Below are 11,626 nucleotides of genomic sequence, written 5' to 3'. Positions count from 1 at the left end.
TCCTCCCTAGCCGCGGAACCTGAGTACGGTGGTGAAATCCCCCAACAGCGCAGCGCCGTCGGCGAAGCCGGTGCCGACCAGCGTCGTGGCGGGTTCCTTGCGCCCGAAGCCGGCGGAGTACCAGCCCAGCGGCGGGTCGGTCTCGCCGCGATGCGCCCGCCAGCACAGCTGCCCGGGCAGGTCGAGCACCGCGGAGCGGTCCTCACCGTCCCGGGTCCAGGTGAGCTGTGCCCGGTTCCCCACCAGGTCCGCGGCGATCGCCGGGCCGAGGTGGAACGCCAGGCGCACGGCCCGGCGCGGGCCGCGCACCTCGTCGACCACCCTCAGCTCCCGGCTCGCGGCCGTCAGCTCCACCCGGCGGCGGTGCACGGAGCGCTGGTAACCGTCGTGCTCGGCACACCAGCGGGCCGTTCCCCCGTCGGAGGCGTCGGAGGTGTCCGCGACCAGGACGCGGCTGCGGGCGTGCCGGGTCCAGAGGAACGGGCCGCCGGAGACGGACTGGTCACCGCCGTCCAGCTGCAGGGTGTTGTGGCCGAGGGTCGACCGGAAGTACTGCCGCCACTCGGGCTGCCCGTGGTAGCAGAACGTGCCCGGGTCGGCGAGCACGTCGACGCCGTCGTGCCGGACCTCCACGGACAGCGCGTCCGCGTGGGCGTGCGCGGCGATGGACAGGAAGCCGTGCGGGCCGCCGTCGCAGCGGCACCAGATCTCCCCCGGACCGCGCAGGATGGTCAGCCCCGCGTCGGCGAAGTGGCCTGGTCGGCTTGGCGGGCGGGGCACGGCCGGCGCGGTGCCGCCTTTCGGGTACGGCCGGATGAGCGCGGCGAGCAGCGGGGTGCGCACATCCGTGCCGGTCACGACCGGCCACCAGTCGAGCCGGCCGAACACGGCGTCCCCGGTGGCGAGGAGCGAGGCCCAGCGGTCGGTGCCCGCGCCGTCCACGACCAGGCCGTGCCCGTCGTCCGCGTCCCCCTGGCGCGGCGGCCGCAACCGGCTGTCCACGACGGCCGCGAGCGCGTCGGTCATCCGCAGCAGCACCAGGCGGACGGACGCGGGGACCGGCACACCGGCGGCATCCGCCTCGGCCACCGCGGCCAGACCGAGCTCCAGGACGAGTCCGTGGTACTCGGTGGCCAGCTCGCGGTTGAGGCCGGAGGCGAAGGTGTTGCCGCGCAGGTGCCGCTCCAGCGACCGCAGCGCGTCGGCTCGCCAGCGCGCCGAGGAGGGGAACCACCCGAAGGCGCAGGCGGCGGCGAACTGCCCGGCGGCCTCGGCGATGACGTGGTTGTTGGCCGAGGACCCCCGGCTGGGGAAGGCGGCCAGCCAGCGCTGGTGGTGCCAGATCTGGTGCAGCGCCACCGGGTTGTCCTCGAACAGCTCGGACACGCCCGGCCAGCCGTCGAGCAGTCGACGGATCCACACCCAGGACAGCAGCCGGATCCCCAGCTCGATGCCGCTGATCCAGTGCACTCCGCGCAGCGGCGCGTTGGCCGCCCACCACCACCGCAGGTGCTCGGCCACGCGCTCGGCGTACCGCTCGTTCCCGGTGATCGCGTAGGCGGCGGCGAGCACGGTGAGGTACTGGTGTCGGGACAGCTCCCAGATCTGCTTGATGTCCCCGACCGCGTCCTCGTCGCGGTACGGCACGTCGAAGGCGTAGCCCCACGGAGCGCGGCGCCCCGTCTTCGGATCGCGCCACCAGTCCGGGTCGGCCAGGTCGTCGCGGTCCACGCCGAAGTACTCGGCGTGTCCGGCCATCAGCCGGTCCGCCTCGGCGATGAGACGTTTCGCGGCGTCCGGTGGCACGGCGGCGAGCGTCCCGGCGGGCAGTACCGCGGTGAACCGGGCGCCGGTCACGCTCGGGCGGTCGGGCAGCGCCGACCGCCACCGCCGCCTGCGCACCGCGTCGGCCATCCGGCCGCCGACCTCCCGCGGTCCCATCCGGGCAAGGCGGCGCAGGTACCAGCCCGGACTCCCCGAGCTCACCGTCATCGTGCCCTCGCCAACGTCACCGGCGCGCCGCCGGCCAGGCCGGCCCGCACGGCGAGGGTGGCCGACGTGGTGGCGACCAGCGACTGGAGCGGCACCGGCATCGGCCCGCCGATCCGCACGGCCTTGATGAACGCGGCCAGCTCGGCGGACTGGCCCTTGTCCCGGGCCTTGGGCAGCCGCGAGCTGACCCACCGCTTGCGGCTGTACACCGAGGCCCGGACGAAGTCGTCGAGCCGCAGCACCTTGCCGTCCGCTACCAGGTCCAGCGTCTCCTTGGGGAAGCCGGGCGCGCCGGTGGTGACGTAGCTGATGGTGGCGGTGGACCCGTCCGGGTAGCGCAGCACGATCTGCAGGTCCTCGGTGCCGGACGGGGCGGCCGCGTACACCGATACCGGGTCGGCGTCGAGCAGCCAGCTCGCCGTGTCGATGAAGTGTCCGCCCTCGCCGGCGAACCGCGTTCCCTCGGTGCTCTCTCGGAGGTACCAGCTGCCGTGCTGCAGCCGGCCCGCGTTCACCAGGTAGCGCAGGCTCGCCGGACCGGTCCGGGCGCCGAACCGCTTCCTGGCCTCCCGCAGCAGCGGCGCGAACCGGCGGTTGAAGCCCACCTGCAGCCGGTCGTTGCCGGACTCCTCCACCGCCGCGAGCACGCCGGCCAGCTCGTCCTCGGTGAGGGCCAGCGGCTTCTCCACGAACACCGTCTTGCCCGCGAGGAGCGCCTTGCGGGTCAGTTCGGCGTGCGAGCTGTGCCGGGTGACCACGAACACCGCGTCGATGGTCTTGTCGCCGAGCACGGCGTCGAGGTCGGTGGTCGCCTCGGCGAAGCCGAACTTCCGCTTGGCGTTGGCCGCGGACAGCGCCGTCGTGGTGACCACGGTCGACAGCTCGAGGCCGTCGCGCTGGGCCAGGTGCGGCAGCAGCATCGACGTCGCGTAGTTCCCCGCACCGACGAACGCGAGCCGCACCGGTGACGTGACGGACCGGGCGGGGGTGGACCCGGTGCCGCCGCGTGGCTTCACCGTGGGCACGGCCACCTCCGGGGCCTCCACCTCCCCCGCGTGTTCGGGGTACCGGAACAGCACCGCGACGGCCTTCAACTCGCCGTCCTTGAGGCGCTGGTACGTCTCGACGGCGTCGTCGAAGTCGGCGACGTGGGAGATCAGGGGCTCCACGTCGACGCGGCCGCGGGCGGCGAGGTCGAGGAAGCACGCGAGGTTGCGGCGCTCGGTCCAGCGCACGTAGCCGATCGGGTAGTCGCGCCCCTCCAGCTCGTACTCCGGGTCGTAGCGCCCGGGGCCGTAGCTGCGGGAGAACCGGACGTCGAGTTCCTTCTCGTAGTACGCGTTCCACGGCAGGTCCAGGCGGCACTTGCCGATGTCGACGACCCGGCCGCGGTCCCGGCTCAACTCGGCGGCCAGCTCGACGGGCTGGTTGCTGGCGCCGCCGGCGGCCAGGTACACCTGGTCCACGCCGTGACCGTCGGTCAGCTCGGCGACGGCGGCCGCCACGGCCGCGGAGGCGGGATCGCCGCAGGTCGCGGCACCCATACGCTCGGCGAGCCCGCAGCGCGCCGGGTCGGGGTCGACCCCGACGACGCGGACTCCCGAGGCGGTGAGGAGCTGCACGACCAGCTGCCCGATCAGCCCGAGGCCGATGACCAGCGCCACCTCGCCGAGCTGCGGCTCGCCCTGGCGGACGCCCTGTAACGCGATCGACCCGACGGTGCCGAAGGCCGCCTGGCGCGGCGCGAGGCCGTCCGGCACCGGGGTGTAGAGGTTCTTCGGCACCCAGTTCAGCTCGGCGTGCAGCGCGTGCTCGTTGCCGGCGCAGGCCACGAGGTCGCCGACCTTCACCTCGTCGATCCCGGCGCCGACCTGTTCGACCACCCCGCACAGCGAGTAGCCGAGCGGCGTGTAGGAGTCCAGCTTGCCCATCACCTTGCGGTAGGTGGCGGGCAGCCCGTTGGTGGCCACGCTCTGCATGACCTTGGCCACCTGGTCCGGCCGGGAGCGGGCCTTGCCCAGCATCGACATGCCGGCCTCGGACACCTTCATGAGCTCGGTCCCGGTGGATATCAGCGAGTAGGCGGTCCTGACCAGCACACCGCCCGGCTTGCACCCCGGCACCGGCACGTCGAGCACCGCCAGCTCGCCGCTCTTGTAGTTCTGCACAACCTGTTTCACCCGAAGTCCCCTTGTTTCTACGCCGTAGCCTTCTGGCCGGACCCGGAGGTCGCGCCGCGATACCAGTACTCGAGGGTCAGCACATGCCACAGATGTTTGGAGAAGTCCCGCTGCCCGGCGGCGTCCTCGGCGACCATGCGCGCCAGCGCGTCGCGACGCAGGAGCCCGGAACCGACGAGCACGCCGTCGTTGACCACCTCGCGCACCAGCGGCGCGAGATCCCGGCTCATCCAGGCCCGCAGCGGGGCGCTGAACAGGCCCTTGGGCCGGTACACGATCTCCCGGGGCAGGATGGAGGTGGCCGCCTCCTTGAGGACGGCCTTGCCCTGCCGTCCGACGATCTTGCGATCGCCGGGCACGGCGAACGCCGCCCTGACCACCTCGACGTCCACGTACGGCACCCGCACCTCGGTCGACGCGGCCATGCTCGACCGGTCGGTGTACGCGAGGTTCAGGCCCGGCAGGAACATCCGGGCGTCGCCCAGGCACATGCGGTTGACGAAGTCGTCGAGGTCGTTGTCCCGGTAGATGTCGGCGTGCTCGGTCAGCACGTCCTCGACCGTCCCGGCCAGGTCCGGATCGACCAGGGCGAGCAGTTCGTCCCGGTCGTACATGGTGTAGCTGCGCCGGAACGCGGTCTCCTCCGGCAGCTCGGCGAAGGAGAGGAACCGCTTCGCGAAGCGCACCGACCGGTACCCCCGGCGGGCCGAGGCGACCGGCAGCCGGTCCACCACCCCCGACACGCCGCGCCGCAGGGGCCGCGGAACGCGCTGGTAGCGCAGCGCGAGCAGGTTGGCCAGGTGCTTGCGGTACCCGGCGAACAGCTCGTCGGCGCCCATCCCCGAGAGCATCACCTTGACCCCGGCCTCCCGGGCGGCCGAGCAGATCAGGAAGGTGTTGATCGCCGCCGGGTCGCCGATCGGCTCGTCCAGGCTGTACGTCATCCGCGGCAGCAGGTCGAGCACGTTCGGGGCGATCTCGATCTCGTGCAGGTCGACGCCGAACCGCTCGGCCACCCGCCGGGCGTAGCGCAGGTCGTCCGGCATCGCCTCGAACCTGGCGTCCTCGGCGCGGAACCCGATCGTGTAAGCGGAGATCCCGGGCTGGTGGCGGGCCGCGAGGGCGGTCAGGTAGCTGGAGTCGAGACCGCCGGAGAGGAAGGTCGCCACGGGTACGTCGGAGAGCAGGTGCCGCCGGGTCGACTCCTCGACGATGGCGGCCAGGTCCGGCTGCTCGCCGCCGCGGGCCCGCTCCCGGCCCTCGGCGGCGACGTCCTTCAGGTTCCAGAACCGGCCGCGCTCCACCCGGCCGTCGGCCCGGCACCTGAGCCAGCTCCCCGGCGGCAGCTTCTCCGCCTCGCGGAACGCGCAGCGCGAGTCCGGCACCCAGTAGTACAGCAGCGAGGCCACCAGCGCCGCGTGGTCCACGCGGAGCGACCCGCCGGTGGCGGCGGCGAGCGCCTTGAGCTCGGAGGCGAACACCAGGCCCGCGCCGCGTCGCAGCAGGAACAGCGGCTTGACGCCGAGCTGGTCGCGGGCGAGCACCAGGTCACCGGTGCGCTCGTCGAAGATCCCGAGCGCGAACATGCCGCGTAGCCGGGGCAGGCAGTCGGTGCCCCAGCGCCGCCATGCCTCAAGGACGACCTCGGTGTCGGAGGTCCCGCGGAATCGCACCCCGGCGGCCGCCAGCTCGGCACGCAGCTCGGGCGCGTTGTACAGCTCGCCGTTGTACGTCAGGGCGAGGCCGCCCGAGACCATCGGCTGGGCGCCGGTCTCGGACAGGTCGATGATGGCGAGTCGGCGGTGCCCGAGGTGCACTTCGCCGTCGCCGGCGGGGTGGCTGTACCGGCCCGCCCCGTCCGGGCCGCGGTGGGCGAGGGTGTCGGTGAGCCGGTCGGTCACGACCTTCCCGTCCGGCCATCGGTAAGCGCCTGCGATGCCACACATGTTCTACCGCGCCTCCTGGTCGCTGTTCGGGACCCGTGCGGCCGGCACCGGCGGCCGCTCCGTCCGCGGTCGGCCCATGCCGTTCCGCCGGGCCGGCCGCTGATGAGGGCCGCGCAGCGCGGTGTGCGGCCCGTCCCACAGGGTGCCGTCGGTCCGGTCCCGCGGATCGGGGTCGATCAGCACCACACCGATCACCGGAATGTCCAGGTCCGCGAGCTGCCGCGCCACGGTGTGCAGCCATGCGGCGCTGCCGTGCCCGGCACGTACGACGAGCACGGTCTGCCCGCCGAGGAACCGCAGGTCGGTCCAGGCCGTGCCGGGCGCGACCGAGCCGACGCCGAGCCGACGCGTCTGACGCGGCACGGCCGCGGCGGCCTCGCCGCTGACCACGTCCGGGTCCCCTGGCAGCCGGTGGCGGCCTGCGAGCAGCGGTCCCGGCAGACCGTCGACGATGACCACGGGCCCCTCCGCCGCCAGTGCCCTGGCGAGGTCCAGGGCGATCGCGCTCGCGCTGCGCGCACAGCCCAGTTCCAGCAGCGACACCGGTTCCGTGGAGCCGCGCACGGCGCGGACCAGGGTCGTGGTGAGCCTCGTCCGTACCGCCCGGGTCCGTCGGAGCCGCCACCGCCCGGCCGGTCGGCGGGACACGCGGCGCAGCTCCGCGATGACCGAGGCGCCCAGGTTCGCCGCGATCTCGCGGCGCAGCACGGGACGGTCCGCCACCACCGAGCCGACCGCGGCCACCGCGAGCCCGAGGACGAGCCCGAGGACGAGCCCGATCCCGGCGTTGGTGGCGGCGGCCTTGGGCAGGGAGTGCCGCAGCGGGCGTGGGGCGTCCACGATCTGTGTGCCCGCGATGAGCCGGGGCGTGCCGACGCGCGCCTCCTCGGCACGCTGGTTGAAGTCGGCGATGCGCGTCGTGAGCTCGGCCCGGCGGGCGAAGAGCGACTCCGTTCTCGCCGACTCCCCCGGGCCGCTCCTCGGCGGTCCGTCTCCGATCTCCTCGTTGACCCGGGCGAGTTCCTTACGCATGCGGTCACGCTGCTCGAGCAGGGCCTTGGCCTCGGCCTTCGCTGTCTCCCGCATCCGCCTCACATGGTCCGCGACGAACGCGTCGGCCAGCGCCTGGGCCCGGGCCACCGCCTCCGCGTCGCTGTCACCCGTCACATCGATCCGCAGCAGGTTGTTGGTCAAGCCGGTACCCCGGTAGTCCCGCAGGAAGTCTTCCGGGCTTTCCGAGGAGTTGAGGGAGCGCAGGGCCTGGCCGGCGATCCGGGTGGTCCTCAGCAGCTCGACGTCGGTGCGGATCAGCGTTCCGGTGTCGTTCGGCTGGTCCTCCTGATGCGCGACCAGCACCTTGGTCACCGCGGTCGGCGGCGGCGGCATCAGGACCGCCACCGCCGCGCCGACCAGCAGTCCCAGCAGCGCCATGGCGCACCAGAGGCGGCGGCGCCTGCGCACCGCCACCACCAGCGCCTGGAGGTCGACAAGGGGAGCGGCGGCCGACGGCTCCGAAGTCGTGCTCGTCGTCACACCGAACCTCCCGTCGCGCTGCCGCGCCCCGCGAGCGCCAGGGTGGCGTTCTCGGGGGGATGGCCGGCGGACTTCGTCGGGCGGGCCCGGACCGCGCCGGCGACGACGAAGCCGACGACCTCATGCCCGCCGTCCGCACACGCCTCGGCGATGCCGGCGAGCTCCCCCGCGGTCCGGTCGCCCGCGCTGAGCACGACCAGGGCACCGGACTCGGTGTCGCGGTCCGGCACCATCGGCCGGGACACCGAGACCTCCACCACCCGCAGCACGGGATCGCTCTCGGCCTCCGCGACGAGCTGCCCGGCGGCCCGGCGGGCGATCTCGTCGCCGTCCGGTACGACGACCAGCAGCCGCCGGGGAGCCGGCGACCGGTCCCGGAGGCGAGCGCACACCCGCCGGTAGCGGAGCCGCCTGCCGGCCTCGTCGCCGGACCTGTGCGGGGTCGGCATGTCCCACCGGGTGTCGACGCCGAGGAGCCGGCGGATCCAGGCCCGCGAGCCACCGCCTCGGGGCCGGTGCGCGCGCCGTTCACCCGGCACGTCGACGGTCCCCAGCAGCGTCGAGCCCAGCGCCGCGGCGATCTCCGGTTCGGTGCGCGGTCGACGGTCCACCCGTGCCGCGGCGAGATGGCCGACGACCGCGAGCAGGAAGGACAGCACCGCCCCACCGCCGACGAAGTGCGTCCTCGTCGGCGGCGCCTCGCCGGTCGGCCGGGGCGCCGGCCCCATGACGACCATGCCGGCCCTGCTGGTCGCCCCCTCGGTCTCGTCCAGCTTCTTCATGGCCTCCTGCAGCGCGGTGCGCAGCTTCGCGAGCTCGGTGCGGGCCTGCACGCTCTCCACGGTCCGCCCCGGATCGGCCGCCTCGGCCAGGTCGGTGATGCGGCGGTTGGTCTCCGCCACCTTCTTCCGCAGTGCCTCGGGCCCCGTGGTCGCGTCGGAGTCGGTGCCGTCGCCCGCGATCCGCGCGGCGAAGGCGACGAACTCCTGCGCCACCCGGTCGGAGAGCCGCTGCGCGCGTTCCGGTGTGGTGGCCGTGCCCGAGATCTTGATGATGTTCCCGTCGGTGGCCTTGGCGCTGACGCGGTCCCGCAGCTCGGCGCCGCTGACGCCCTTCCAGCCGAGCGTGGCGGCCGCGCGGTCGACCACCGACGAACTGGTCGCGATCTCCGCCTGGGTGAGCAGCTCGCGCTCCTCCCACTGCCCCGGCAGCAGTACCGATACCGAGGCCGTGTAGCGCGGTGGGAACAGCACCGAGATGCCGTAGCCGACGAGCGCGCCCACCACGGTGACGACGGCCAGCAGCCGCCAGCGCCGACGGAGAATCCGCCCGATCGTGACCAGGCGTATCGGGTCCTCGCTCAACCGCGCGGCCTCCACCCTGTGCGGCCCCGGCCGCCCGCCGCCACCGGTGTGCGGTCACGGCTGGCCGCGGCGTAGGCGGCGAGCAGCGACGCTTGCGAGTTCCGCCAGGAGAGCCGTCCGCTGATCCGCTCCCGGCCGATCTCGCCCATCCGGGCGCGCTTCTCCGGATCGTCCATGAGCAGCGCGATGTGTCTGGCGAACGCGGCCTCGTCGTTGGCGGGCGCGTAGACGGCGGCGTCACCGGCGGAGACCCGCGCCTCCCGGAGGTCGAACGAGACGATCGGCCGGCCCATCGCCATGTACTCCAGGACCTTGTTCATGGTCGACACGTCGTTGAGCGGGTTGCGCGGGTCGGGGGAGAGGCACACGTCCGCGGTGGACAGGTAGCGCACCAGGTCGGCGTCCGGAATGCGCCCGGTGAACCGCACCTGCTCGGAGAGGTCGAGCCGCCGGGACAGCTCCACCATCGCGTCGAAGGCGTCGCCCGCGCCGACGAACACCGCGTGCCAGTCGGTCCGCCCGAGCTCGTCGCGCAGCTTCGCCAGGGCCCGCAGGGCGTAGTCGACGCCGTCCTGAGGGCCCATGACGCCGAGGTAGCACAGCAGATGAGGCTTGCCGCGCTTCAGTTCCGGCTCGGGCGGTACCGGTTGGAACCGCTCGACGGCGGGTGCGCTGCGCACCACGAAGACGTCCTCCGGCCGCCGACCGCCACGGCGCACCGCGACGTCCCGGTAGCTCTCGTTCGTGGCGAGCACGACGTCCGCTGCCCGGTAGGTCATCCGTTCCAGCGCGCACACGGCGCGGTAGAGCAGGTCTTCGCCGCGGTCGAACCGGGAGAGGTACAGCTCGGGCACCAGGTCGTGCTGGTCGAAGACGAACCGCGCGCCGCGGCGTTTCAGCCACAGTGCCGGCAGGAACAGCAGGTCGGGCGGGTTGCAGGCGTGGACCACGTCGACCGGGCCGACCGTGCGGGCCAGCCGGGCCGTGTGCCACAACGCCGATCCGTACTCCCGCAGGTAGCCGGCCGGCCCTCCGGTGGCCGCGCGCAACGGGTAGCGGTGGATCCGCACCCCGTCGATCACCGCCTCCGGTTCCGTGTCCCGCTTCTCCCCGCGGGGACAGATGACGTGCACCGTCCAGCCCGCGTCGCGCAGCGTGGTGCACTCCTGCCACACCCGCCGGTCGAACGGCACCGACAGGTTCTCCACCAGGATCAGCGCGCGCCGGTCCGGCCGGTCGCCGCTGGTCGTGTTACCAGGCAAGTCCCATGTACCCCGGTTCAGCCCGGCGCGCCTCGGCGTCGGGAAGGCGGATGAGGTCGACGATCACCGGTTCCTCGCCATGCGGCAGCGCCGCGAGGACGTCCGGTTCCCTGGTCCCGACCAGGCACACCTCGGCATGTGCGAGCACCTCGTCGACGGAGTCCGCGAGCAGCTGCGCGAGGTGCGGCAGCCGGGTCTCGATGTACTCGCGGTTCGCGCCGAGCAGCCGGGAGAGGTTCACGTTGGGGTCGTAGATCCGCAGGTCGTACCCCTTGCCGAAGAGTCTCTCCGCCAGTTCGACGAGCGGACTCTCACGGAGGTCGTCGGTGCCGGGTTTGAAGGACAGCCCGAACATGCCCACCCGGCGCCTGCCGGTGCGCTCGACCAGCTCCACCGCGCGCTGCAGATGGTCGGAGTTGGAGGGCAGCACATGGGCGAGGATGGGCACCGAGACGTCGGCCCGCCGCGCCGCGTGGACCAGGCTGCGCAGGTCCTTGGGCAGGCAGGAGCCGCCGAAGGCGAAGCCGGGCCGCAGGTAGGCGGGGCTGATGTTCAGCTTGCGGTCGGCCAGGAACACGTCCATCACCTGGTGCGAGTCCACCCCGAGCGCCTGGCACACCGCGCCCAGCTCGTTGGCGAAGCCGATCTTGAGGCCGTGGAAGGCGTTGTCCGCGTATTTGATCGCCTCGGCCGTCGGGACCGGCACCCGGAACACCTCGCCGGGCAGGCCGTCGTACAGCGCCGTCACCGCGTCGCCGCTCGCCGGGTCGAGCTCGCCGATGACGGTCTTGGGCGGGTCGAAGAAGTCCCGCACGCTCGTGCCCTCGCGCAGGAACTCCGGGTTGACCGCGACCCCGAAGTCCGCCCCGGCGGTGCCGCCGACGTACTTCTCCAGGATCGGCACCAGCAGGTTCAGGCAGGTGCCCGGGAGCATGGTGCTGCGGAACACGACGGTATGCCGGCCCCCCTGTTTCGCCCCCTCGGCGAGCACGGCGCCGATCTGCTCGGTGACCCGCTCCAGATACGTGGTGCACAGGCTGCCGTTGGGCTCCGACGGCGTGCCCACGCAGACCAGCGACACCTCGCTGCCCATGATCGCCTCGCGGACGTCGCCGGTGGCGCGTAACGCTCCGGTCCGCACCACCTCGGCGATGAGCTCGCCGATCCGCTCCTCGACCACCGGGGCCCTGCCGTCGTTGACCAGGTCGATCTTCACCTGGTTCACGTCCACGCCGATGACCTCGTGGCCCATGCTGGCCAGGCACGCGGCCGATACGCAGCCCACATAGCCGAGCCCGAAGACGCTGACTCTCATGACCTGTCCCTCCCCCAGGCAGGCCCTCCCGGCC

7 protein-coding genes are annotated in these 11,626 nt (G+C 73.2%); all 7 read right to left on the bottom strand.

Annotated features, from left to right (window positions below; genetic code table 11):
* Nucleotides 1-6 precede the first annotated feature (6 nt).
* Genes CD790_RS26655 through CD790_RS26625 form a run of 7 tightly spaced genes read right to left on the bottom strand, consistent with a single transcriptional unit; the run spans nt 7 to nt 11,592 of the window.
* Nucleotides 7-1,992, bottom strand: coding sequence for an alginate lyase family protein (locus CD790_RS26655; protein ID WP_144385903.1), 1,986 nt, complete (start codon nt 1,990-1,992; stop codon nt 7-9).
* Nucleotides 1,989-4,172 carry a bi-domain-containing oxidoreductase gene (locus tag CD790_RS26650; protein ID WP_144385902.1) on the bottom strand — a complete coding sequence of 728 codons (2,184 nt, stop codon included), beginning with the start codon at nt 4,170-4,172 and terminating at the stop codon, nt 1,989-1,991. Before CD790_RS26650 ends, CD790_RS26655 begins: the two co-directional genes overlap by 4 nt.
* Nucleotides 4,173-4,189: 17 nt before the next feature.
* Nucleotides 4,190-6,118 (bottom strand): asparagine synthase (glutamine-hydrolyzing), encoded by a 1,929-nt coding sequence (gene asnB, locus CD790_RS26645; protein ID WP_144385901.1) that lies wholly within the window; start codon nt 6,116-6,118, stop codon nt 4,190-4,192.
* A 3-nt stretch (nt 6,119-6,121) separates the two neighbouring features.
* Nucleotides 6,122-7,651, bottom strand: coding sequence for a Wzz/FepE/Etk N-terminal domain-containing protein (locus CD790_RS26640; protein ID WP_144385900.1), 1,530 nt, complete (start codon nt 7,649-7,651; stop codon nt 6,122-6,124).
* Nucleotides 7,648-9,015, bottom strand: a complete 1,368-nt coding sequence (locus CD790_RS26635; RefSeq protein WP_144385899.1) for a Wzz/FepE/Etk N-terminal domain-containing protein — start codon at nt 9,013-9,015, stop codon at nt 7,648-7,650. Before CD790_RS26635 ends, CD790_RS26640 begins: the two co-directional genes overlap by 4 nt.
* Nucleotides 9,012-10,277, bottom strand: a complete 1,266-nt coding sequence (locus CD790_RS26630; RefSeq protein ID WP_144385898.1) for a glycosyltransferase family 4 protein — start codon at nt 10,275-10,277, stop codon at nt 9,012-9,014. The genes CD790_RS26635 and CD790_RS26630 overlap by 4 nt, the downstream gene beginning before the upstream one ends.
* A complete protein-coding gene (locus CD790_RS26625; RefSeq protein ID WP_144385897.1) occupies nt 10,267-11,592 on the bottom strand; it encodes a nucleotide sugar dehydrogenase in 1,326 nt (441 codons plus the stop codon). The genes CD790_RS26630 and CD790_RS26625 overlap by 11 nt, the downstream gene beginning before the upstream one ends.
* Between the last annotated feature and the right edge of the window lie 34 nt (nt 11,593-11,626).

Origin of the sequence: Streptomyces sp. SAJ15, from assembly GCF_007595705.1 — a bacterium.
Lineage (GTDB): Bacteria > Actinomycetota > Actinomycetes > Streptomycetales > Streptomycetaceae > Streptomyces.
This window is presented reverse-complemented; position numbering and strand designations above follow the sequence as displayed.

Bases quoted from the DNA above. Each gene is read 5' to 3' on its own strand.
- asnB (WP_144385901.1), bottom strand. From the start codon at position 6,118: ATGTGTGGCATCGCAGGCGCTTACCGATGGCCGGACGGGAAGGTCGTG.
- CD790_RS26655 (WP_144385903.1), bottom strand. From the start codon at position 1,992: ATGACGGTGAGCTCGGGGAGTCCGGGCTGGTACCTGCGCCGCCTTGCC.
- CD790_RS26625 (WP_144385897.1), bottom strand. From the start codon at position 11,592: ATGAGAGTCAGCGTCTTCGGGCTCGGCTATGTGGGCTGCGTATCGGCC.